22 protein-coding genes are annotated in these 24577 nt (G+C 41.7%); 7 read left to right on the forward strand and 15 right to left on the reverse strand.

Annotated features, from left to right (window positions below; all coding sequences use genetic code 11):
- Positions 1 to 108: 108 nt before the first annotated feature.
- On the reverse strand, positions 109 to 2133 hold the full coding sequence (locus FTV31_RS02935) for an NADPH-dependent 2,4-dienoyl-CoA reductase (protein ID WP_180012922.1): 2025 nt from the start codon (positions 2131 to 2133) through the stop codon (positions 109 to 111).
- A gap of 166 nt (positions 2134 to 2299) precedes the next feature.
- Here FTV31_RS02935 and FTV31_RS02940 point away from each other — a divergent pair, with 166 nt between their 5' ends.
- The 4 genes from FTV31_RS02940 to FTV31_RS02955 all read left to right on the forward strand — a co-directional run bounded on the left by FTV31_RS02940 (position 2300) and on the right by FTV31_RS02955 (position 5506).
- Positions 2300 to 2848 carry a PadR family transcriptional regulator gene (locus FTV31_RS02940; protein WP_166134890.1) on the forward strand — a complete coding sequence of 183 codons (549 nt, stop codon included), beginning with the start codon at positions 2300 to 2302 and terminating at the stop codon, positions 2846 to 2848.
- Between the two features lie 14 nt (positions 2849 to 2862).
- A complete protein-coding gene (locus tag FTV31_RS02945; RefSeq protein WP_180012923.1) occupies positions 2863 to 3795 on the forward strand; it encodes an alpha/beta fold hydrolase in 933 nt (310 codons plus the stop codon).
- 19 nt (positions 3796 to 3814) lie between these two features.
- Entirely contained in the window at positions 3815 to 4519 is a 705-nt protein-coding gene (locus FTV31_RS02950; RefSeq protein ID WP_180012924.1) for an NAD-dependent deacylase, read from the forward strand.
- 87 nt (positions 4520 to 4606) lie between these two features.
- Positions 4607 to 5506 (forward strand): LysR substrate-binding domain-containing protein, encoded by a 900-nt coding sequence (locus tag FTV31_RS02955; RefSeq protein WP_180012925.1) that lies wholly within the window; start codon positions 4607 to 4609, stop codon positions 5504 to 5506.
- 293 nt (positions 5507 to 5799) lie between these two features.
- On the opposite strand, the gene map is transcribed toward FTV31_RS02955, so the two are convergent.
- Positions 5800 to 6594 carry a type I methionyl aminopeptidase gene (map, locus tag FTV31_RS02960; RefSeq protein ID WP_180012926.1) on the reverse strand — a complete coding sequence of 265 codons (795 nt, stop codon included), beginning with the start codon at positions 6592 to 6594 and terminating at the stop codon, positions 5800 to 5802.
- Positions 6595 to 6946: 352 nt separating this feature from the next.
- On the opposite strand from map, the gene brnQ reads away from it, so the two are divergent.
- A complete protein-coding gene (gene brnQ, locus FTV31_RS02965) occupies positions 6947 to 8233 on the forward strand; it encodes a branched-chain amino acid transport system II carrier protein (RefSeq protein WP_180012927.1) in 1287 nt (428 codons plus the stop codon).
- 593 nt (positions 8234 to 8826) lie between these two features.
- Positions 8827 to 9042 carry a hypothetical protein gene (locus tag FTV31_RS02970; protein ID WP_004783783.1) on the forward strand — a complete coding sequence of 72 codons (216 nt, stop codon included), beginning with the start codon at positions 8827 to 8829 and terminating at the stop codon, positions 9040 to 9042.
- A 102-nt stretch (positions 9043 to 9144) separates the two neighbouring features.
- Here the strand turns inward: FTV31_RS02970 and FTV31_RS02975 are convergent, their stop codons facing one another.
- Complete coding sequence (locus FTV31_RS02975; protein WP_180012928.1) at positions 9145 to 9603, reverse strand: hypothetical protein; 459 nt, start codon at positions 9601 to 9603, stop codon at positions 9145 to 9147.
- A 116-nt stretch (positions 9604 to 9719) separates the two neighbouring features.
- On the opposite strand from FTV31_RS02975, the gene FTV31_RS02980 reads away from it, so the two are divergent.
- Entirely contained in the window at positions 9720 to 10586 is an 867-nt protein-coding gene (locus FTV31_RS02980; RefSeq protein ID WP_180012929.1) for an alpha/beta fold hydrolase, read from the forward strand.
- Positions 10587 to 11090: 504 nt separating this feature from the next.
- Here the strand turns inward: FTV31_RS02980 and FTV31_RS02985 are convergent.
- The 12 genes from FTV31_RS02985 to FTV31_RS03040 all read right to left on the reverse strand — a co-directional run bounded on the left by FTV31_RS02985 (position 11091) and on the right by FTV31_RS03040 (position 24529).
- Positions 11091 to 11771, reverse strand: a complete 681-nt coding sequence (locus FTV31_RS02985; RefSeq protein ID WP_180012930.1) for a hypothetical protein — start codon at positions 11769 to 11771, stop codon at positions 11091 to 11093.
- Between the two features lie 168 nt (positions 11772 to 11939).
- Positions 11940 to 12689, reverse strand: a complete 750-nt coding sequence (locus FTV31_RS02990) for an N-acetylmuramoyl-L-alanine amidase (RefSeq protein WP_180012931.1) — start codon at positions 12687 to 12689, stop codon at positions 11940 to 11942.
- A complete protein-coding gene (locus FTV31_RS02995; protein WP_180012932.1) occupies positions 12686 to 13243 on the reverse strand; it encodes a hypothetical protein in 558 nt (185 codons plus the stop codon). Before FTV31_RS02995 ends, FTV31_RS02990 begins: the two co-directional genes overlap by 4 nt.
- A gap of 48 nt (positions 13244 to 13291) precedes the next feature.
- Positions 13292 to 14188, reverse strand: a complete 897-nt coding sequence (locus tag FTV31_RS03000; protein ID WP_180012933.1) for a LamG-like jellyroll fold domain-containing protein — start codon at positions 14186 to 14188, stop codon at positions 13292 to 13294.
- The gene (locus FTV31_RS03005; RefSeq protein ID WP_180012934.1) at positions 14181 to 16949 is read right to left on the reverse strand and encodes a phage tail protein; all 2769 of its coding nucleotides are present in this window, start codon (positions 16947 to 16949) and stop codon (positions 14181 to 14183) included. Before FTV31_RS03005 ends, FTV31_RS03000 begins: the two co-directional genes overlap by 8 nt.
- Positions 16936 to 17112: a hypothetical protein gene (locus FTV31_RS03010; RefSeq protein ID WP_257227137.1), complete on the reverse strand. Its 177-nt coding sequence runs from the start codon at positions 17110 to 17112 to the stop codon at positions 16936 to 16938. Before FTV31_RS03010 ends, FTV31_RS03005 begins: the two co-directional genes overlap by 14 nt.
- Positions 17113 to 17120: 8 nt before the next feature.
- Positions 17121 to 17426, reverse strand: coding sequence for a hypothetical protein (locus tag FTV31_RS03015; RefSeq protein ID WP_180012906.1), 306 nt, complete (start codon positions 17424 to 17426; stop codon positions 17121 to 17123).
- A 7-nt stretch (positions 17427 to 17433) separates the two neighbouring features.
- Positions 17434 to 18354 carry a phage BR0599 family protein gene (locus FTV31_RS03020; protein ID WP_180012936.1) on the reverse strand — a complete coding sequence of 307 codons (921 nt, stop codon included), beginning with the start codon at positions 18352 to 18354 and terminating at the stop codon, positions 17434 to 17436.
- On the reverse strand, positions 18354 to 19565 hold the full coding sequence (locus FTV31_RS03025; protein ID WP_180012937.1) for a hypothetical protein: 1212 nt from the start codon (positions 19563 to 19565) through the stop codon (positions 18354 to 18356). The genes FTV31_RS03020 and FTV31_RS03025 overlap by 1 nt, the downstream gene beginning before the upstream one ends.
- A gap of 42 nt (positions 19566 to 19607) precedes the next feature.
- Complete coding sequence (locus FTV31_RS03030; protein WP_180012938.1) at positions 19608 to 22901, reverse strand: tape measure protein; 3294 nt, start codon at positions 22899 to 22901, stop codon at positions 19608 to 19610.
- A 60-nt stretch (positions 22902 to 22961) separates the two neighbouring features.
- Positions 22962 to 23492 (reverse strand): hypothetical protein, encoded by a 531-nt coding sequence (locus tag FTV31_RS03035; RefSeq protein ID WP_180012939.1) that lies wholly within the window; start codon positions 23490 to 23492, stop codon positions 22962 to 22964.
- Between the two features lie 5 nt (positions 23493 to 23497).
- On the reverse strand, positions 23498 to 24529 hold the full coding sequence (locus FTV31_RS03040; protein ID WP_180012940.1) for an HIRAN domain-containing protein: 1032 nt from the start codon (positions 24527 to 24529) through the stop codon (positions 23498 to 23500).
- Positions 24530 to 24577: the final 48 nt, after the last annotated feature.

Below are 24577 nucleotides of genomic sequence, written 5' to 3' on the forward strand. Positions count from 1 at the left end.
GAATCCTCTCCCTAACCCTCTTCTTTAACAAAGGAGAGGGAACAATCAACTTTCTTTTATGACAATTTCGTATGAAAGCAAAAACTGTCATCTTTTAAATTTTATCAATTAAATTACCGCAGCCAATTCAGCACCCTGACGGATTGCACGTTTCGCATCCAGCTCACCTGCTTCTTTCGCACCACCAATGAGATGCACGTTTTTACCGGCAGCTTTTAGTTCATCAAACATGGCAGTATAAGATTCCTGACCAGCACAGATAATGACATTATCTACGTCTAATACTGCAGGTTGATCATTTACCATCACATGCAGACCTTGATCATCAATTTTTTCATAGCTTGCACCAGCAATCATTTTGACATTACGATGCTTTAAGCCAGCACGGTGAATCCAGCCTGTGGTTTTACCCAGACTTGAACCGACAGAAGCTGCTTTACGCTGCAATAAATAAATTTCACGTTCAGGTTGTTCTACATTGGCTGTCTTAAGTCCACCGACATTTTCATAGTTAGTATCGATTCCCCATTCATCATAGAATTTTTCCGGATTGACACTACCACTTTCGGTCCCATGACTAAGCAGCTCGGCTGTATCAAAGCCAATACCCCCTGCACCAATAATCGCCACACGCTGGCCGACTGGTTTACGCTCTCTTAGCACCTGCAGATAAGACAACACTTTAGGATGATCAATTCCAGGAATATCGAGCTGACGCGGTGTCACCCCAGTGGCAACCACAATGTCATCAAATTCGGCTGAAATCAGCTGATCAAAGGTCGCGGTGCAATTTAATTTCAATTGAATACGGGGTTGCAATTCAATCTGACGTTTGAAATAACGCAAGGTTTCATAAAACTCTTCCTTACCTGGAATGGTCTTCGCGATATTAAATTGCCCACCAATCTGCGCTGAAGCTTCAAATACTGTTACATGATGACCACGACCTGCTGCATAGATAGCAAAGCTTAAACCTGCTGGTCCTGCACCAATCACTGCAATATTTTTGGCTACATTGGTTTCTTTAAAAATCAGTTCAGTTTCATAACACGCGCGTGGATTCACCAGACAGGTAGCAATTTTCATCGAGAAAATATGATCCAGACAGGCCTGATTACAACCGATACAGGTATTAATTTCATCACTACGGCCCTGTTCTGCTTTTAAGACAAACTCAGAGTCTGCCAGCATTGGACGTGCCATTGACACCATATCGGCATCGCCTGTAGCCAGGACATATTCTGCCATTTCCGGCGTATTAATACGGTTAGAGGTAATAAGAGGAATATTCACCTGACCTTTTAGCTTGCGCGTAACCCAAGTAAAGGCCGCACGTGGCACTTTGGTAGCAATGGTCGGAATACGCGCTTCATGCCAGCCAATACCGGTATTAATAATCGTCGCGCCCGCTTTCTCAATGGCTTTGGCCAGTTGGATTACTTCTTCTAGAGTTGAACCGCCTTCAACCAGATCCAGCATGGAAAGACGATAGATAATAATAAAATTCTCACCGACCATTTCACGGGTACGGCGTACAATTTCAATCGGGAAACGGATACGGTTTTCATAACTACCACCCCATTCATCATCACGATGATTGGTACGTGCTGCGATAAACTCATTGATCAGGTAACCTTCTGAACCCATGATTTCGACACCGTCATAACCGGCGTATTGAGCCAGGCTGGCACAGTTGGCAAAGTCATCAATGGTTTGCTGCACTTCAGCAGAGCTTAAGGCATGCGGTTTGACTGGATTAATCGGTGCTTGAATTGGAGACGGCGCGACATTTTCCGCCTGATAAGAGTAACGGCCGGTATGCAGGATCTGCATGGCAATTTTCCCGCCAGCCTCATGTACAGCTTGGGTAATCACTTTATGCTTTTCAGCTTCTTCAATCGTGTCGAGCTTGGAACCGCCCTGAAAAGTGACGCCATGATCATTCGGTGAGATACCACCTGTCACAATTAATGCTACGCCACCCTTGGCGCGTTCTGCATAAAAGGCAGCCATCCGATTATAACCACCCGGCGCTTCTTCTAAGCCCACATGCATGGAGCCCATCAAGACACGGTTTTTAAGCGTGGTAAAACCCAGATCCAGTGGGGCAAGTAAATTCGGATATTTAGACATTTCAACTCCCTAGCGTGCAGATGTGCTGGCTATTTTTATTCAGGCTGACTGATTTATTTCCATCAAGCAGCAGCCTTATGCAACTTGTTGCACTAATTTATAGTGCAGAATTGATTTTTATGCAACATGTTGCATAATAATCCTGAGTCACTTTTTTGAGACGTTTATGTCTTTATCACATGTTTTACTCACCAGCCTGATTGAGAAACCGAGCACCGGCATTGAACTGGCACGCCGTTTTGACCGCTCAATGGGCTTCTTCTGGAATGCCACCCATCAGCAGATCTATCGTGAACTGAATGCCATGCTGCAAAAAGGCTGGATTTCAACGATAGAAGAGGAAGATTCTCATAGCCGTAAAAAAACCTATCAGGTAGAACGGCTCGGTCGGGAAGAACTGGCTAACTGGATGCTGGAGCATAGTTCACCTGCACAGCTCCGTGAAGAATTGATGGTTCGTCTGCGTGCAGAAGCCCAGCTTGGCGGCAACAGCACCTTACCTGAACTGGAACGTCATCTAGAAATACATAAAGAAAAGCTTAAAACCTATCAGCATATTTTCGCCAAAGACTTTGCTCAAGCTGACGAAAATGACCGAACCCTGTATATTCATAAAATGATTCTGCAACTGGGTATTGATCAGGAACTGGGCTGGATTGCCTGGCTGGAACAGGTTATTCCCAGACTTAAACAATTCGATGTAGAAAAATTATAAATACGGAGATATGCATGCCCTTCTATACCATGGCAGATGGCGAACAGTTATTTGTACGTGAATACGGTCAGGGTCAACCTGTACTAGTCTTATCAGGTCTGGGCATGTTGAGCTGGCAATGGGCAGCTTTTCTCTATCCACATCAGAAAAATTTCCGCTTTATCATTCCTGAATGGCGCGGTTTTGGGGCGTCTAGTCACTGCAAAATCCCGCAAGACCTGGATGCGATTTCCAGTCACTGGCTTGATGTTCAGTCGGTGATCCAGCAGCTCAATTTAGATCAATTCATTGTAATTGCTTACTCTATGGGCGCAACCACTACCATGCATGGCTTGTGCTATGGAGATTTTTCCAAACACATAGCAGCTTATTTGCATATTGATCAAACACCGAAGATTCCGGTCGATAATGCCTGGGCATTTGGACTTTTTGGTCCACGCCATCAGGAATTTATTGAAATTTTGCAGCAGCTTTCATCACTACTTGCAGAACATCAGCATATTGAATTCATTCGGGATCTGGATACTGCAGTACGTCAGCAGATTGCAGCATTATGGCTGCGCTTTATCCAGCTACAAAATGATCGTCCAGCCAGTTTGAAAGTATTTAAGTTCATCATGAATCAACCTCGTCTGCAAAGCCTGCTCCTGCCTTCTAGCCGGGTGGATTATATGACGTGGTACATCAATAATTATTTATATCATCAGGAAGATTATCGTGAAGCTCTGACGAAGCTTACTTGTCCAGTAACTTTCTTTAGCGGTGTGCAGTCAAAACTTTATCCTGTGGAAGGTCAGCGCCTAATTGCCCAAAGCCTGCCTCAGGCTAAACAGGTACTTTTTACAAAATCTGGCCATACCCCCTTACTGACCGAACCACTCAAATTTGCCAAGGAGCTCGGTATCTTTCTGAAAGACAATTTACAGTCGAGTTCATCAGCGGCCTAAAGATTCAGGAGAAGAAATCATGAAAAAACTGGTGGTGTTTTCAGGTGCTGGCATGAGTGCGGAAAGTGGGATCAACACCTTCCGTGATAGTGATGGGCTTTGGGAACAGTATCGTATAGAAGAAGTGGCGACACCCGAAGCTTGGGCTAAAAATCCGGAACTGGTGCAACGCTTTTATAATGCCCGACGTAAAAACATTCTGGAAGCGCAGCCAAATGCAGCTCATCAACTCATTGCCGAACTTGAAGATGATTTTGATGTCCATGTGATTACTCAAAATATTGATGATCTGCATGAACGTGCTGGAAGCTCCAAGGTCATTCATCTGCATGGCAATATCCGCCTAGCCAAAACCTCAGGCCCGAATTGTCAGTACACCACCGAGTTTTATCCGATTGAAGGGACTGAATTAGATTTAACTAAACACTTCTGTAAGGAGGGCTATCCACTACGTCCACATGTAGTCTGGTTTGGCGAAGCCGTACCTGCTTATGAAGAAGCACAAGATTGTGTACAGGATGCTGACATTTTCGTGGTTATTGGAACTAGTCTGCAAGTATATCCTGTTGCTGGCTTAATCCATGAGATTCCAGCTCACTGCAAAGCTTACTATATTGATCCCAAAGCAGATCAACAGCATTTACCAGTTCAGTTTCACAAGATTTCCCAGACAGCCACAGAAGGCATGAATACCTTACTTAAATTACTTGAGTCTAAGATCTAATCATCATTCAAAATTCGTATTCTATAGTTGACAGTATGCAACAATCATTTTTTAATCAGCCTATTGTTGCAGGAATGGAATTAAACGATGCTGACTGATCTGGATGATTTTTACTGTTTTGCGCAGGTCGTGGAACATGGCGGCTTTAGTGCGGCTGAACGTGCTACCGATATTCCCAAATCCAAGCTCAGCCGCCGCGTTTATAATCTGGAAGAACGCCTTGGCGTCCGCCTGATTCAGCGTAGTTCTCGCCATTTTGCCGTCACTGATATTGGCATGAATATCTATCGACATGCACAAGTGATGCTCAGTGCAGCACAGGCCGCCCATGATCTGGTGGATCATCTCAGTACTGAACCGCGTGGTACCATTAAAATCAGCCTGCCCGTCTCCATTGCCCAGAATGAAATGGCAAAAATCCTGCCGGATTTCCTGAAAAAATATCCTGAAATTAAAGTCCAGATGATGATCACCAATCGACGTGTGGACATTATTAATGAAGGTTTTGATCTGGCCTTACGGGTACGGACCAGCCTGGATGATGATCCGAATCTGGTAATTCGTCAGTTTGAAAAAATTGAACAGCATCTGTTTGCCAGTCAGGGCTATTTAAATGAATTTGGCGATCTGAAAACACCTGAACAGCTCTCTGAACATAAAATTTTAAGCATGGCTGAGGAACATACTGAACAGTTCCTGATATTGCAGAATGAGCAGCAGCAACAGAAGAAAATCCGGATTAACCCAACCGTAATGGGTTCAGACCTGAATATGCTGGCACAGCTGGCAGCTTCAGGCTGCGGCATTACCTTACTGCCCGATAATGTTGTACGGCAATATGTAGAACGTGGCGAACTGGTTCGGGTACTTTCGGACTGGAAAACGGCACATGGCATTTTTCATCTGGTTTATCCTTCCCGTCGTGGCTTGTTACCGGCTGTGCGGGTATTTATTGATTATCTGGTTGAGCACCTGCATCTTGCATAAATAGACATATTTCAGGCAAAAAAATAGCTCATTCTTGGGGAAAAATGAGCTAATAAAAACGATTCACTACAGCATGAAGTGAATGAAAGGAAACTACTACCGCCAAGCCAAATCTAATATACAGCAATCAGACATCTAACAAAGCAAACATCAACTAACCATAAATAGATTAAGAAGATTTGGCTGGCTAAACCACTTCTTCATGTAGTGTTTTGTAGGCTTTCGTCACCAAGAGCAAGCAAGCTGTAATTTATGTAAGCTACTGTATTTCAATGCATAACATGAAAAATAATTTAAATTTCCGGATACTCGCCTGTACCTTCTGGCCACGGCGATAACAGCTCAAAACCTGTGTCGGTTACAACTACCATGTGTTCCCATTGAGCTGACCAGGATTTATCTGCAGTAACCACTGTCCAGCCGTCCTTCAGCTCTTTAACACGTGCTTTACCCATGTTGACCATAGGTTCAATGGTAAAGACCATACCGGGTACCAGTTTGATGCCCTGACCTGGTTGTCCGTAATGCAGAATGTTTGGCTGTTCGTGATAAATTTTACCAATCCCATGACCACAATATTCACGCACAATGGTGTAGCCTTCACGCTGTGCAACAGACTGGATTGCATAACCAATATCGCCTAGGGTTGCGCCCGGTTTAACGGCATGAATCCCGGCAACCATAGCTTCATAAGTGGTTTCGACCAGACGTTTGGCTTCAGGAGTTGGTGTACCGACATAATACATTCGACTGGTATCGCCAAAATAACCGTCTTTAATGATCGCAACGTCAATATTAATAATATCGCCATCTTGCAAGACCGTATTCGGAGATGGAATACCATGACAAACCACTTCATTCGGTGAAATACAGGTGGTTTTGGTATAACCATAATAGCCAATATTAGCTGGCGTCACTTTTAGCGTATTAACAATAAAATCATGACAAAGGTCATCCAGATATTCAGTTGTGACACCCGGCTTGACATGCTCCCCGATCATTTCCAAAACCTGTGCAGCCAAACGCCCAGATATACGTAATTTTTCGATATCTTGTTCGGTTTTCAGAGTAATTGCTGGAGCTCGCATGGATCTATCCTCAAGGTGAATCGGGAAATTATAGTCCTTTTTCAGCCAAGATGCGCATTTGTTCGCTCTGCATGACAATTCTTAAAACTTGCTCTAGAGAATCTCAATGCTGCTTATTTATACAAACAATAAGCTTAAAATGATGAAATGGAGCCTAAATGATTTATTTATTTAAAAATAAATTATATTTTTTTCAACTGAATATCAAAGATATATTTCTACCAAGCTTTTAAAGTTCACATTATCCGATCGTCAAGATCAGTAAAATCAAGGCTTTCAGCATTAAATTAAACTCCAAAAATCATCATATATACACTAAAATCGCTTTCTTTTATTTATCTGTTCTCCCTCTATGACAAGTCTCCGTACAAGAGATATTGTGGCCTTAGGTTTTATGACCTTTGCACTGTTCATTGGTGCGGGCAACATTATCTTTCCACCGATTGTGGCTCAACAAGCCGGTGAGCATGTATGGTTAGCTGCCCTAGGTTTCCTGATTACGGCAGTTGGCCTACCTGTCATCACCATCGTGGCATTGTCACGTGTTGAAGGTTCAATCCAGATCTTAAGTTCTCCTTTAGGTAAAGCTGCCAGTCTTTTACTGACTGTCGTGTGTTATCTGACGGTTGGACCTTTATTTGCGACACCACGTACTGCAACCGTTTCTTATGAAATCGGCTTCTCTTCATACTTTGGCAATGCACCTAGCAATCTGCTGATCTATAGTGTGATCTATTTTGCTGTAGTGACTCTGGTTTCCCTTTATCCAAATAAGATTTTGGATACGGTTGGTTATTTCCTGTCTCCGGTAAAAATTATCGCATTGATCATTTTAGGCGGTGCTGCAGTATTGATTCCTGCCGGCAAACCACCTGCTGCAGTGGGTAACTATGTTACAAGCCCGGTCACTGAAGGCATCGTTAATGGTTATCTGACCATGGATACCTTAGGCGCATTGGTCTTTGGTATTGTGATTGTGCGTGCAATTACCTCTCGTGGTGTAACGGATCGCAAGCTGATTACCAAATATGCAGTCAATGCAGCGATTATTTCAGGGATTGGTCTAACTCTGGTTTATCTCAGCCTGTTTAAACTAGGCCTAGGTAGTCACGATGTTGCCCCTAATGCTGCGAATGGTGCGATTATTCTGCATGCCTATGTACAACATGCTTTTGGTGATATGGGTGCTTATTTCCTTGCCACCATGATCTTTGTTGCCTGCATGGTGACTGCGATTGGCTTAACCTGTGCATGTGCTGAATACTTCTCCTCTATTACCAAACTGCCTTATAAAGCCTTTGTCTTTGTACTGGTCGGCTTCTCGCTGGTGATTTCAAATCTTGGTTTGACCAAACTAATTGCCGTTTCTGTGCCTGTATTGAGCGCGATTTATCCGCCTGCGATTGCAGTGATCCTGCTAAGCTTCTGCGGTCATTTCTTTAAAAAGCCTGCTCAAGTTGTTGCACCGACTACACTGGTTGCATTTATTTTCGGTGTTTTTGATGGGCTTAAAGTTGCTGGTCTTGAATTACCTGAATTGCTACAGAACTTACCGCTTTCTGAACAAAATATGGCATGGCTGATTCCATCTTTTATTGTTCTTGTCATTGCCGCTGTGATTGACCGCATCAGAAATTAATCTTTCTAAGAGGTCATAAAAATCGTATTTTTACCCAAAATCCGGTTTTAGCGTGATCAATATCTGTCAGGTTTTACCCAAACCGGCATTTATTGTTTACACCCTCTATTCTTGGTCACAGCCACATTAAATTTTAAAATACTTTATAAACTTTTAATCAATTATTTTAATTAGCTTCTTTCTTACTTCCGTTTTCATTCTTTAGCAGAAGATCAACACAACTCGCTATTTTACTGTTTTTTAAACATATTGTTTCCTGATTAAACCAACTCACCCTCATCATCCTACATAGACTTACATTCTCTGGATTATCTCTACAAATCTTTGGCGTAGAATTTGCTTTTCCCTATGGTAGCAATGAATGATCACTTGCACACTTCAGCCGGACTGCCCTCGCTGAAATGTTTAAGATGATGATTCGGATGCAATCATTGATAAGTACAGTAATACGACTAAAGGAGGCCTTTTTTAACTGTTAAAGTTCACTTAAATAGTTGCAAAGGTTGAAATTAAGAAGTACAACTGTATATTCAATTCAGACTAAATCAATAAGATTTACTCTTCAATAATACAAATAAACGGGAGGGATGGAGATGTTATCAGTACATTTCAAAAAGCAAGTCTTCATTGACGCTCTTAAGGCAAATACCAATCTGGTGACTTTCTTGAGCACCACGGTTGCGCTTATGCTGACCTTGATTGTGCATTGTTTAATTCAAGGCAATTTAAAATTTGAGTACGTCGGTTATGCCTTGATTGTCTCGGCAGCCTTTTTCTTATGGGCTGTGATTGACCAGAAATACCGATAATTTATTAATAAATTTATACCCCAGTGGATGATCTGGCCAGTCATCCATCTGGTAGAAAAGAATTGAGCAATAGGCTCAAAAAATAAAATCAACCATTAAAAATTAAAATAATCCGATCGCTGCCCCATAAACAAGCACACCCGTCCCTCCCAATTCCGCAATAATCAAACTGACCATTGCCAAAGTCATAAGCACACCCGGCAACTGAAATTTACCCAGTTGATGCGGTCGCTTAAACTGATTAGTGGTGTCTTTCAAAAACCCATGCAAGATATAAGCACCAATCGAGAAACTGAAAAAAAGAATATTGATCAATACACAGACCAAATTAATCTGCGAAGATAGTGTTGAATAATAAGCCAATACTGCCAGAATCAATGTCGCAGGTGCATAAAGCAGACTGCTGCGATGCGCAATATCCACATAATAATGCGCCCGTGAATTGACAGACTGACGGATTTGCCAATATTTCCATACCCCAGTTAACATTCCCACCCATAAGAATATTCCACTAAAAATAATCGCGATCTTTACTGCCAGATCAAGTTCTATTCCCTGCATAATTTCATTCCGTTTTTATCATCGTACTGACTTTTTAGTCATTGTTTTAACAAGTTTCTTTGAAGAAGTCAGGTAAATTTAAGCATTCATTCTGATTCAAAAATATAGTGTAGCCCATGTCTGAATTCGAAACATTGACTCTAAAGTGCCAGGATGGCTATCAATTAAGTACACGTTTTTATCCAGTCACTGATGCTGAATGCAAGAAATCTCCTATATTAATCTGCCCTGCGACTGGCATTACCAAACAGTTTTATCATAGTTTTAGCTGCTGGCTGCAAACTCAGGGTTATGCAATGCTGGTATTTGATTTTCGAGGTATTGGGGAATCTTTAAAAGGTTCGGTTAAGCAGTCTAAAGCCAGTATTGTGCAATGGGGACAACTGGACATTCCGGCTGCAATTGATGCGCTATTAGCTAAAACTCAGGCAGCAAAGGTCATCTTACTCGGTCATAGTGCTGGTGGACAGCTTCTGGGTATTGTCCCAAACTATGCCAAAGTGGAAAAAGTCGTGGCAATTGCCGGATCGACTGGTCATATTAAAGGTTTAAGGGGCCGCACCAAATTACTAGCGCCAGTGATGTTCAATATCATTTTCCCATTGGCACGTATCACCAAAGGCTATGGCCCAACCCAAGCCATTGGAATGGGTGAAAACCTGCCAAAAGATGTGGCACGTGAATGGGCAGAATTTTGTAGTAGACCGGGTTATGTCATCAATGCGATTGGCAAAAAGATCGCACCAGCACATGACTATCATGCCCAGATCACCTGCCCGATCACATCAATCTGGGCTTCGGATGATGAAATCGCCACTCAAGCGAATGTCAAAGACTTGTTGCGCTTATATCCAAAAGCAGTAACAGAAATGATTGAGCTAAAGCCCCAAGAATATGGTCATAAAGGGATTGGCCATATGCTGATGTTCAAGAATTCACATCAAAACTTATGGCCAGTCATTGAGCAACAGTTATCTGCCTAAAGATGATTTAAATGGCTATTGATAGGTTAATGTGCTTTAATACGCTCAGTATGAGATGAGCCTCTTACAGTATGTGCCTCAGATGTGCATACGACTAGCCCCTAACCATGGGGCTTTTTATTTATATAGATCAAATAATTAGAACTAATCGGCGTAAATCTGGCGTAAACCTAAAGTTATCCACAGCTAACAACTTCTTGTTTATGCTTATTATATCACTCATCTTGAAATAAAAAGAATGGATGGAAAAATGAAAACATGGACCTACTTTTACATAGAGCACACGATAAAGAATGGAAGGATTTTTAGGAAAAAGTCTGGGTGGGGTTTAGGTAAAATAGGAAGGGTTGAATCTCATTAGTAAACAATAACTCAAATTGATAAATTCCAAAACATTTTGAGTTGATTTATCATTAAACGTACCACTGAAATAAACACCCTTGTTTTTTTACAAGGGCTTACTCTTGTTAATGGATTTTTAGAAACACAATATTCAATTAAGATTTAAAGTTTTTCATAGAGAGTTTTTATAAAAGAATCAATATTGGTAATACATGTATCCAAAAAAGGCAACAAATCCATTTGATTTTCACCTATTAAAATTTTTCTATCTTTTGTTATTCTAAAATTAATGGGGATATCACCCTTTTTAGTGACCTCCACATTGCCATTGTTTACTATAAAATCATCCATCAATACGCCATTAACTCGACATCCCTTGAACACAATATTTGATGACTGCCCAGAGGCTCGCAAAAGATTTACGCCTCCAGCAGAGACTAAAACAGAATTTACAACTTCCTGATCACTTTTTATGTCAAGTCCATCTTTATGTTTTGTATAATTTGTTAAATCGCAAAAAATTTTTAACCAGGAATTATTATTCTCGAAGTTGTGTAATTTTTTTATTTCATCAAAAATTTCTGGGCGTTCAACTCTCAGCAAAGGTAAATTCTTTTGCGCAGATTCTTCTAATTTTGTAAGCGTTTCTCCATAAGGGAAATAGAATCGTGCCTTTGGAGTGCTTAATTTCGCATTAATATCTTGGGCTGCATACTCTAGACAACTTCGCAAATGCTCTAAAATGGACTTAACTTTGGGTCTCGAAATCTTTTTGTACGAAGATATTGTTTGGTAGGTTTCCTTAACATCTTCTAATAATTCATCAATTGATGTTTTTCTCATAATCTTTTCATTAAGAGGTGATTAAAATTACATCCTATACAATAAGAACTGCGCTCTCAATACATTGAAAAATGAAATTATATTTCAATCAATTCCCACACCCGCATTCATCTTAATCGAATGAGCTGTGCAACTAATAATTATTTATTTAAGTAAAAAACAAAGCCCTCATGTGAGGGCATTATTATATTTAATTAGGATATTAGCCACAGCCTTAGCAGCCAACCAGTAACGCGCATTGAATCGGGCAAGTTCATCTTCATTTGAGATAAAACCAAGCTCTACAATCAAACCACCAGCATTTACGTACGCTAAACGGCCACGTGCAGATTTACTTTGATCAATCCAACCATTGTCACCACGTAATCTACTGCCTAATGCATCGGCTACAGCTTTGGATAAGTCCTGTGCTAGTTTCTTGTCTTTGGGTAGTGCAATCGTTTCAATGCCATTCGCCTGCTTTGATGCCGCAGCATTCATGTGGAATTCTACCGCAACACTTGAGCCTTGAATTAACTTTACCGCAGCAGACAATGGGTCGTTCTTGGTGCCAGTGCCATCGGTTTTGACCTGCAATCCAGCTTCATACAAATAATGAGTCACTGCATTTCGGAAGTTAGTCACCAAATCCGCTTCTTTAATTTTGCCGTTTACTGCACCGGGGTCTGTATTACTGTGCCCTGCTGTAATGGTGGCGAATCTCAAAGACTGGTTGTGCAATTGTGGCTGTGCAATTTTACGGCCTAACCAGCTTAGAGCTGGCAATACAGTCCCAATAATAAAAGGCGCATATTGTTCAGGGATAAAATTAAAGTCTAATGCCCACTGAATAACTAAAACTGCAAGCATTAAAAAAGCCCCCAGTAGTGGGAGCTTTACGGATAAGTACTGAAGTGCACTTTCTTGGATTAATTTCATTTTTCCTCTCTCATGTTTCGTTCATAAAGTTTGTTGCGGATTTCTTCAACCGTTCTTAAAAGTTGGTCGGATTGTTTTTCAAGAACTTGGATGGACTGGCTATTTGCCATTGTCTGAGTGTTCACTGTGTCAGTTTTGGCAGTTTGATTGTTCCAGGCGGCAGCAAAGACACCTATGATTGCAATCCCGCCCCAGCGGACCAGATTGGTCACACTATCTATTTTGGTTTTACTTTCATGCAGCACCCGAATCTGCATATCGACTTCTTTGTGCTTGACCTCAGCATCCATTCGCAGCTGCTTTATATCAGCTCGAATACTTGATTTTGTTCGGTCTAGATCTGCTTCAAAATCCCCTTTTGCCTGTTGCAGGTTGTTATCCAGGTGTTTTTGCTTTTCCTGAAGCTGATCAAACTGCATGCTCATTCGGTCGATCTTTTGAGGCACATCAGCCAACTTTTCCATGCTTTGCCGCAACTGATTGATGTTGTCTGAAATTGCGTAAAGCTGACTTGGTGTTATTGGTGGCGGATCAGTTGAATAATCGTTGGACATTGCGCCCCCTAAATTTTGGTAATAAAAAAGCACCTGGAGGTGCTATGGTTATGATGTTGGAAACGCTCTTGATTTTGCCTTTATTGGTGGAGCAAAACCTTTTGTAACTCTAATCTCGTCAATGTATCCATTTAAATAACCGCCTTGCAAGCTAGAGTTTAATTGGCCGACCACAACAGGTTGGTTTGAGTTAAATAATGATGCCATTCCGACATTATGATCAATTAACTCAATGCCATTTACAGCAATCTTAAGGCTTGCACCTTCTCTTACACACTGCACATCATATTTAATATTAGTTGTTAGTGTAATCGGTGCTGATACTGTTATGACAGAACCACCATTAATGGAATACTCAAAATTTATTGCGCCATTAAAGTAATAAAAACAAAAAGACTGCGCTAAGCCGTTATCTGCCCTTTGACTTAAAATTGTGTGGAAATTATTGTTTGAAGAAAGTCGAATTGAAGCCTCAATACCAAAGTCCTGTGCGCCAAACCAAAAATCTTCGCTGTCGGCTGTATATATGTATTTTCCAAGCGTAGTTCCTAAAATACTTAATGCTTTACTACCCCACATATGGTCAGTATCTACAACTTTTGCAACATTGGCATCCGATGAAGTCCAGATTCGCTTACCGGTTACGTCCACCAGTCCATTTTCGAAGTTGAGCAGAGAAACTACATATTGGAATGGCACATTAGGAAAAGTAGAAACCTGAATAATTGAGCTAAATTTCTCAATTCCATTTTTTACTGAACTGAAACACACGTTGTAGTTTTTATCTTCATCAATATCTCCATCTATATATGATCTATCACTACCATCAAGCACAACCTTTGGTGGTGGTGGGTTTTCGATATCAATGGCTGTTTCAGAACAGTAATAACGCTGCTCATCAACAAAGCCATCTAATTTCCAATTTAATTCGAGTCTGTTAGTCATTTTTAAACTCAACTGTTAAGTCATAAGGTGCGCTAAAGAATTGAGATAACTCAACTGTATGCACAAATGGATTCAAGCACTCATATCCATCACGCACAGTCTTTAAAGTAAGTTCAACCGTTCTTGCATCAGGTTGCATTGATGCAATAGAGAAATTAAAGGTGTTAACTCCTGTGACATTTGCATTTGAGGTCGCTAATTCAATTTGATTTTCATCAAGCTGGGATAGGATTAAATGCGTCTGGGTGTTGGGTTCAATATTTACACTACTGTCAAACCAGCCTAGCGGTGTGCCGCCAGTCTGTTGAATGCGGTTTCGATCAGACCATGTGATAATTAAATCGGTCTCAATTTCTTCAGGCCAATACTCACCATTGATTTTGACGTTGGCTGGCGGATAAGGACGGATTGCGCGAGATTTGATTTCAATACTTTGCCCGGTTTCCAGTAAATCCTGAAGCCCGCTCGGTGTTGTTGTTAATACCTGGGCCTCAACAACTTCACCGTCCGCATACTGCGTAGAATCAAAAGCCACATCAGGCAGGTCAAAAACAAACAAAGATCCGCCGCTATGCTTTTTAGGAACTGTATCTAGCACACCGCGTTTCACAGTTAAGACCTTGGTTTCGTCATCAAAACTCACAAAGCCCATTAACTCATTATTTAACAAGATCAAGTTATTTGAGTTTGCGGTTTGAGTTAATGATCCAGCAACCGTGAATGCTGAAGTCGTTTCAATAATTGGCTGATCGAGCTGCAAAATATCGCAGTAATCAAGACGAGAAACTTGCTCAAACTCACCCACCCCACCATCCGTATATAACAAGGCGTTAAGCGAGTTACTTTGCGGTTTTGCTGCAATTGCTGCGACATAGCCAATGTCTGGATTATTAGATAATTCCAAATCAGCATTTGTTTGACCTGCGCGGAGCACAGTTAAATAATACGGGGCTTCAAATACTGCGTTCATGCTTGGCTGCGGTGGCTGTGGTGCTGATTCAACCGGAGCATCAACTACAATCGAAGTATTCATTTCGCCTGAATACGGAATCACTTCTTCAAAATCAATCGTTACAGTATTATCAGCACCATTTCCAAGATTGATTTTCATGATTCTTACTAGAATAGTGCCATTCCACTTGCTCGACCACGGCAATCGAATCAGGTCATAGCGGTTCCATTTCCGCGCCTCTTTCCAGCCAGTTGTGAAGCTGCCAGACCATGCTGGTGTGGAAAACTGCTTTAACTTCCAGTTCGCCACAATCTCGGCATTGCGCATATTCATGAAATATGGAAATTCGACGGATTCGGCATTTGCATGCCCCATCGTTAAAATTGAGCCGTTTTCATAAACTGAAAAAGTAGAATTCTTAATACGTTCACGGTCGTAATAAGTAACATTGAGTTGATTCACAATGTCATCACTATTCATAACCTCAAGAGATAAATCCTTGATTCTATTTTCAGCAATATCATGGATTTCATTTTCTTCAAGCCAATCGTCACGAAATAAGACCACCTCATATAAACCAGTTTGTCGATTTACGCGGATTCCAGCTTCTATATGATAACAGAGCTCTTCAATGGCTTCGATGCATGACTTTTCATCAATCGCCCATGAAATACCAAGCCCTTCATCATAAATGCGATCCGCTGCTTTCATGAAATTTACATTATTCACATCGGATTCCGGCTTACCCATTGCGGTATCGTCGGTTAAAATTTCACGGATTTTATGAATCGGGTTTATATCAGATCCTGTTGCGCCATTATTTGGAATAATTTCATACTGATAAAACCCTACAAAACTTGCAGAATGATTAAAAAAATAACCGCTTGAGTTTTGCTCAGGAAATAAATTTCCAGTAATATTTGCAGAAACAGATCTCTTATTTTTAATATCAACATACCATCGAACGGTGCGAGTGCCGGGAATAATTTCAGATCTAACATTGTCAGCACTAAAACTTGCGGAGAACAAACCAGGTATAAATGGTCTTCCGCCAACATTCCCGAACTCAGCTTCAAATATAGCAACTATGCCGCCTTCACAATCTCCAAAGACGACTTCAGCATTAAAAAGCAATGGGTTATCCGACTCACTAAAACCATATTCAGTGCCAGGAGCGTATGATATCTGGTTGTTACCAAAAGAATCATCTTCTGTGTAAACCCTATCCAAAGCCTGCTGAAATCCATCACTTCTCCGCTCACCTGGACTATAAGACCAGTTAACATTAAATGAAATATCAATGTGCTTGGCGTTTGTTGGTTTTAAGCCTTGACCCTCCCTCTCAAAAGCACCAATCTCACAAACAACCGCCCCATCCCCGCGAACTTCATACCACTGCTCACGCCCGTCATTTCTAACGCGCGTACGCTTCACCCAAAGCAGCATCTCTTTCATGTAGCCTGAGTTGCCAAGGTAAAAACCTTTGTTGTCTGAACCGCCATGAAAAACCAAATAGGACTGATACGGATAGCCTGAAACTAGCGGAAAATATTGTTGATAGACTTCACTTGGCTGCTGATTTGGGTAGCCGATAAAAACATCGATAAGACCATTAACCCCACCCTCATTCTCACCATACAGATTTGGTGCATACACTGCTAAATTAGGTTCTGATTCCCCTGGTCTTCGCGTAAGCCATTTTCTATTATCAAAGTTAATCGCAATTAATTTCTCAATTCGATTACCAATAAAAGCTGCAAACTTTGCGTAATAGCGATACCCAACAACCTGCGAACTACTTTTTCCCATTTCTCGCCACCTCTACCACTTGCAAAGCCATTGCATCGTTTGTATCAATAAAGTCCTGAGCATCTCGACCATTTTTCAAGAAATCCTGCCAATCCCAACCTTGGCGTAAAAAAAATGCCCGGGTTCCGCCCGAGCACATTTTTGCTTTTCGAATATCGGACATATAAATTTTCATTTCTTACCTGACTTGGATTTAATCGCTTGAGTGGATTTATCCCAAATATCCGTAATATTGGCATGCACATGCGGACTGCCAGCAATGTCGTGAAATGAAATACCTTCATCCGCAATCGTGCCATCAAGCTGATTTGGTTTAGGTTGGTTCTTTTTCTGCATCTTTTTCATTTCGAGGAAGGTGTAGACACCGACCGCTACAGATAGAGCAGCAAGCCCAATACCAACCGCGAGCCAAATAATTGCATCTAAGTGCTGCAACTGAGTTGCATCAAAACCAGCCAATAAAATATCAATATTCATTTTTATCCTACTTAATCAACTGAGTTTCTAACGGGTTTTCGGTCGGCATATTTGGATGGCCGCCAAAGCGCTTATGGTTGTTGAATTTTTCATGACACATTTTCAGTGACTGATCACAGCCCGGTGCCACTCGTACTTCATCGCCGACTTTTAAGCCGATGTGCTGGCGGTACATGCGAATACTGCCATTTACACCATTACCTGTAATGAAAGTAAAAACACCGTCCTTTTTCAGCACACCGCGATTCAACCAACCAGGTGCGTATGATTTGATTTCCATGACCGGATCACCATCTTCAAAAGTGGGATTACCCAGACCATCCAAAACAGGTTGGCCTAGCTCATCGAGTACCGGGATCTGTTCAAATACCAGATTGCCTTCATCATCTTTGACTTGAGTCGGACTGACAGCAAAAGTCACACTAAGGCCATTGATCGCAGTCACCGTTACATCAAATGACCATTCATTAAAATCAAGACCGCAGTACTTGTCATAAATCGTATTCGGACAGGTGCGCTGATATTTACGGGTCAAGATCTTGCGACGCATAAAACTTTCTGCGGTCGAACAGACCAATGTCATCGTATTGTCACGGTCATCGAATTTTGGCTGGGTTACCCGGCCTTTAAACAAGACCAGTGATTCAGATCCATCCAGTTCGATTAAGGTGAAATACACTGATTCCAGATAAATCTTGTTGAGAAAGACCTGAGTGAAATTATCGTCAGCACCATTGAATAATGGATACGGATGCGGAAAAGTCAGCTCGACTTCGCACTTATCAATATCGGCATCTTCAATATTTCCACGGCTTAAACCGCGCACCGGGTAATATGTGATGTCATTATGAATGATCGCTTTGCGTGCACTGGTGAAATACCACTGCTTGTTCCCATGTGTAAATTGATAAAGTTCTGAACGTGCCATTAGTTATCAATCTCCACGACTGGAACGGTGACTTGTGATTTTCCGGCACCTAAAAATTGAAATTCGATCTGATCAGCATCAAGGCGATGCAGCCCCAGGTAACAAATGCTTTTAATGTCTTTTCGCTGGGCGTTGATTGCCGGTGAAACCGTAAATAAACCGCTTGTTCGGCCAGTGATTTCGTGCGCTGACCAAGTGCCATCCTTGCGTTTGACTGCAATATGCTTACGATTAGCTTCAATAATATATTGGTTATCTACAACCAGACTGGTAGTAATATTCCCGGTATTCAGAATATTGAGATGCTGCTCATACAAAGGCATCCAGAAAGCACGTGAACGCCCGGACCGGCGAAATAGAAAGTGTTTATACTCATGGTATTCGAACCATGTTTTTAGTAATGATCTAAAAGGCTTTAAGTATTTTGGCTTCTCGTGATGGGTATATGGCTGAAAACCACCCACCGCACCATCCACAATGTTCTGATGCTGGGTCAGTGTTATTTCCAGTGAGTCGCCATCAAGCAGCAAGGGCTTCCAGTAAATATCCTCGCCCTTGTATTGCTCTGGCATGTCACCCTCATGTTCTGGCAAATCCTCAGCCAGCACCCGAAAAACGATTGAAGTATTTGACCAAAAGCCACCAGCATTGATTGAGGCATCACCATCAATGATGCAGATCCGCAGTGGCATAATCACAGCATTGGTCGCTGTGATGTTTTCAGCAAGTCGAAAGCCATCCTGATATTCAGTTTCGAGTTCCTGAATCACTTCATCCGTTTCCGGGTCCCGGACTTCTTCCTGGATAATGATGTAGCGGCCACGATCAATGATCTCGACCACCTGAGCACCTTCACTGCTCTCAATAAAAGCAAAACCGACTCTGAGGTCGGCTATGGTGTCTGCTGCATCGAGAATAATGTAATCATCATCAACAATATCTGGAATGACTCGTTTTACCTGGCGCAGCGGAATGCCCCATTGTTTGCGTAGATTGGCATAGAGCATGTGAAACAGATCACCCATAGCTTTACGCATTGCTGTGTACTTAAAATTTAGAACTTGTCGCGGTGCATCACGTAGTGGATAGCGGATTTCAGAACCATCAAATGACTCATGAACCTCGGTCATCCATTCCAGACTTTCAGTTGAATCTAGTAGAGGGCAATTTGTTAATACATGCACCTCGCCATATGACGTTTGTATTTTCATTTTGTCCTCATGTATGAAAAGAAAAAGCCCACCGAAGTGAGCTTATGCAAATCCTAGTTCGCGTTGGTTTCGTTTAAAGAATTTCACAAAGGCTTTCTTGCCATCTGGTCCAAACAGGTAATCCCCGAGTTTTTCGCGCTCATCTACGATGACAAAGTTTGGGTTTAGATTGACGTTTGGTGATGAATTACTTTCACGGGCCTCAGCTATATATTTCCCAGCACCCTGTCCTTTATCAAAACTTAAGACTTTCGGAGCATCTAAGGCTATACCACCATCTGCAAAACCATTCTTAATAGATTGGCGAAGCGCATAGAATCCTGACGGCCCACCCAATGCAGCGATCTCTTCTTGAGTTAAGACACCTTCTCCCTTATGGACAATACCGGCAGGCTCATATTTACCACCATATCCGGTAAATCCTCCATCCGCATAACCAACTGGAGTAAGTGCCGAAACGGCTGCCTGTAATAACCCTGTTTCCATTGTAGCCATTGCAACGGCTGGCAAATTGTATGGGAAAGGTGCTGATGCCCAAGCTGCCGAAATAGCCGTGTAACTATTCATAGCAGTTGAGAATAAAGCTGCTCCCTTCTGAATACCGCCAAGAATTGCATAAGCAGAACTTGAGGAATCCACAAGGCCCATCATCATGCCGGCAAAGTCGGCACCATATTGAGCACCATACGCCATTTGCATTTGAAGTCTTTGCTGCTGATATTCCTCCTCTGTAATCAGCATTTGCTTGCGTGCTTCAGCAAGTAAATCCATATCTTGCTGGTATGGCGATTTATCCAAACCCATCATGGATTTGTAATCTTCCCATACACCTTCACGTTCAGCATTTTGTTCCATGCCTTGCTGAATATTGGCTTGCTTTACCAAAGCGTTTTTCATCTCTGGTGAGTATTCAGCTGTGTTAAGGATTTCCTCTCGGACTATTGCGTAGTAATCACGGGCATAATCTTCAGCAGTCATCCAGTGACGTTTTGCTTCAAGCAATTCTTTAGATTGGCTGATTTGCAGCATCTTACGCTCGATTGCATATTGTTCATCAAGCGCTTGAAGTTTTGCTTCCCTTTGCACCTTGGTTAGTTTTGCATCTGCTAAAATCTCTTGCTCTTTAATATTAAAAGAGTACGAAAGTTTTTGGCTTTCTGTGAGCCTGTGTTCCGCAACCTCCCAAGCAAATTGCATTTCAGCAAGCTTTTTTTCCTCTGCGTAACGAGCTTCTGCTAGTGCTATGTATTGACCCATTCCGTTTTTACGAAGTCTGCTTATCTCATCTGTAAGTGCCAACTTTCGCTGGTCATCGATAGATGAGTATTCAAAGACGATTCGCTTCTGTTCTTCGAGGGTTCTATTTAACTCATTTTGAGCTTTTGCTTCCTCTCTTGCAGCGGCGGTTCTTGTTCTTGAGCGCACTGCCGATGTGGCATGAGTCTTATTGTATGCCTCAACGGTTTTATTGAGCTTTTCTTGCTCACGATGCTTAAAAATAATGGCGGCTGCCTCTTCGCGAGTTACCTTGCCATTTTTAACAGCCAGCTCCGCAAGATCAGCTGCCACTTTCGGGCTATAGCCTTTGCTAATAATCGTATTGGTCGCCTTAGCAATAGCACCTGATTGTTGTGCTTGTTGCGCAAATTCGGAAAGTGCATTGGTTGCATTGCGAATACCACCTGCCGCAGCATCCCCACCGTTAGCGACACCATATAAGGTTGATTCAAGTTGCGCGATTAAACTATTTTGCTTACCCGCCTCATCGCCAGCGGTCTTGACAGACCCAGCGAACAAATTAAATTCATCTTTTGCTTGCTGAGTGATGTTTTTATTACTGTTAATCGAGCGGCTAAAATCCTCAAGCGTTATTGCACCTGACTTGTATTGCAAAGCAAGGGCGGATACTTCTCTAGCCTGCTCTCTTGTCATGTCGCTATGTCGGGCGACCTTTAAGCTATATGAAACAAGCTTAGAGGCAGCGTTATCATATTCATCATTCAGCGCTGCGAGTTGTTCTTTTTCAACAACCAATTGTTCACGCTGCTTGACCTCGCCAAGCTCTTTGTACTTTTGTACTGCATCCGCTACAGTTTGATTGTTTGCACGTAAAGACTCGGTTGATTTATCCGTGTTATCACGCATGAGTAAATAGCTTGCCGCAACAGTAGCTACAGTCAAACCTAAGCCGATTGGTCCACCAAAAAGCGCCAATGCTCCACGTCCTGCGGTGGCTAAAGTCCCCATTGAGAGCGCTGCTGCCTTTGCTGCGGCTGCTTTTTGATATGCTGCGGCAGCATTTGACATCATTGCAGCAGTCTGTGCGTTCATTGGTCCCATGGATTGAACCATTGCAGCAGTTGCAGCTAAGTCTGCTTTGGCGCGCTCATAATCTGCCAAAACCTTGTTTCTGGTTGCTATGGTATTTGCAAGCATTGCTGCGTTGGTTTTACCAAACTCAACAACCATGCGCGAACCCATAGCTACTGCAACAACCGCCCCCGCTGTTGCAACAACATTCAAATTGTCAGCCAAGATGCTTAGTGCGCCAGCCATTTTGCTTGTCACACCATAAGTGACGTTAATCTCGCCAACAAATGCACTAAATGAATTGCGCACCTTTTGCAAACCATCGGCAAGGCTGTTTTCCATGTTATCTGCTAATGCTTGGTTTGCATCTTTAGTCACTTCAAGCGTTGTTAATAGATCGCTTAATGCAATTTTCCCTGTAGCACCTAATTGTCGAATTTCAGCTTCGGTTTTTCCTGTCACCTTCGCCATATCAGCAATAACATTGTCAGCTGCTGAAACAATACTAATCCATGCGTCTGCATCAATCTTGCCTTTCGCCATGGATTTATTCAGGGCATCCATCGCGCTTTGTGCTTGGTCTGTACGTGCAGCATTTGCAACAAACGCATAAGATAGCGAATCAGCAACATTCAGCGTTTGTTCTGTAGTTTTGCCCAGTGACTTCATGCCGCCCGCAAGCGACAAATACACTTCTTGCGCTTCGCTAAGGGAGCGATATGTGCCGTTAGCTGTTTCAAGTAAACGCTTCTGAACCATGTCATATTCGGCGGTATCAGCAGTGGCGTTTCGGATACGCGCAGCCATCTGCGTGTATTCATCTGCCATATTGATTACAGAGCCAACCGTCAAGCCAGCCAATGCAGCAGCACCCAACCCCGCAATGGCTTTTGAGGCAGATGATACGCTCGATTCAATTCGCTTAGTTTCGCGTTGTGCAGTATCACCTGCCTTTTTCATAGGCTCAGTAAAGTTGCCAATCTTGGCGATTAAATCTAAAGTTAATGTTCCAAGTTTGGTGCTCATATAAACCTCTGGGCAATAAAAAACCCCGCAAAATGCGGGGTGTTGTGTGTTTATTAGTTGTTACAGTGCTTGATACTGTTTCACCATTTCATCGTACTTTTCAGCAAAACCTGACAAATCAACCTCACCGTCTTTGTTGTACTCGTAAGGCCATTCTTGGTATCTAGTGTGTGCGATCTTTCCTTTTTTCATCTGCTCTACAACTTTTTGTGGTGTTTGGCTCACACCCTCATAGCCATATATTGTCTGGTTGCCATCTATTTTAATTGCGCTCTTGGTTCTAGGGAAATGGTTTCTTCCGACAAAAACCCCCAACTTACCATTGATAATGCTAACCATTAATTCATTACCATATTGATGCGCATAACATATCTTTTTGCCATCAAATATGTCTTTTTTACAAGAAACCATCCAACCGTACTCTACTTCTGCGTTAAGTTGTGGAAGGTTTTTTCTCTTTGGTCTGATAGTATCGTCTTGTGAATAGCTGCCACTTTCTAATACTTTTGTTAATTCAGAAATTCGCTGCTCAGAATCATCAGCATGTGCAAATCCAGCAATCAGCATGGTTAAGATTAATAATTTTTTCATTGAAACTATTTCTCTAGATCAGGGTTATTTTCTACTAACAACTCAAACAATAAGTCAGGGTCGTCAATAATTTCATCCAAAGACTTGCCTGTCTCTAGCAATTCTGTAATAGCTTTATTCAATTCAGTTTTGCTAGGCTTTTTAATATCAAAAGCCTCCAACTCATCCCTATCACTCCAAAATTCGTAAATTTCATTTTTTAAATTCACTTCTTCGGAATAAGAAACCCACGCTGCATAAAGTTCTGGATCGTTTTTTTTGATCTCATTAATCTTATGGCTTAAATATTCATTAAAACTGAAATAAGTCACATTACTATCTTGCTTTATGTTGAGTTGTTTTAGCTCTTGCTTTTGTTGGCTTGTTAATGGGATTTCTTTTAGCTTTTCATCCGCATCATCAAGTGAAATTTCGGATAGGCAGTATTTTAATTTGGAATATTCTGGCATATCCAGTTTAACACCAAAATTCCCAATGCTGCCCCCTCTTTTCCAGCCGCCGACAATTGCAGCTCTAATAAAAATAAAGCTATCTTCTTCTATTCCATTATTTTTTAAAGCATTTGTAAATTTCTTAGCATCCGACCTTGATAAATACGCTACGACCATTCCTTTTATTCTTACCACAACAGCGTTAGGGTCATGGCGATTGTTTGGCTCTCTTTGTAAACATGCAACCTCTTCCATAAATTTGCTTTTTTCATTTTTTGACCCACAAAGAGTGCTTAAATTATTTTGGTAGTTACTTTCGCCAACCACATCAAAATCATACATACGCCCCCAAGCGAAGAAAACCTTAGAGCGTGTAGCCTTATTTTGAATTGGCCGCTCCTTTCTATTTTGAATATTTTGCTCCAAAGTAGGTATTGTTGGTATTTTGTTTGTGGTTTTAGGTATTGGTACCGATTCTTGCTGACCACTTGTATTGGCGCTGCCCTTTAATTCAGTAGCTGAAATATTTTTAAGGTTATTCCCACTGAAAACTAACCATGCGATAAAACAACAGAATAATAGTCCAATTATAATTATTTCCCACATACCCTGCCCCAAATTTATAATTTAGAACAAGATACTAACTATTTGTTA

Source organism: Acinetobacter sp. YH16031, from assembly GCF_013417335.1.
Taxonomy (GTDB): domain Bacteria; phylum Pseudomonadota; class Gammaproteobacteria; order Pseudomonadales; family Moraxellaceae; genus Acinetobacter.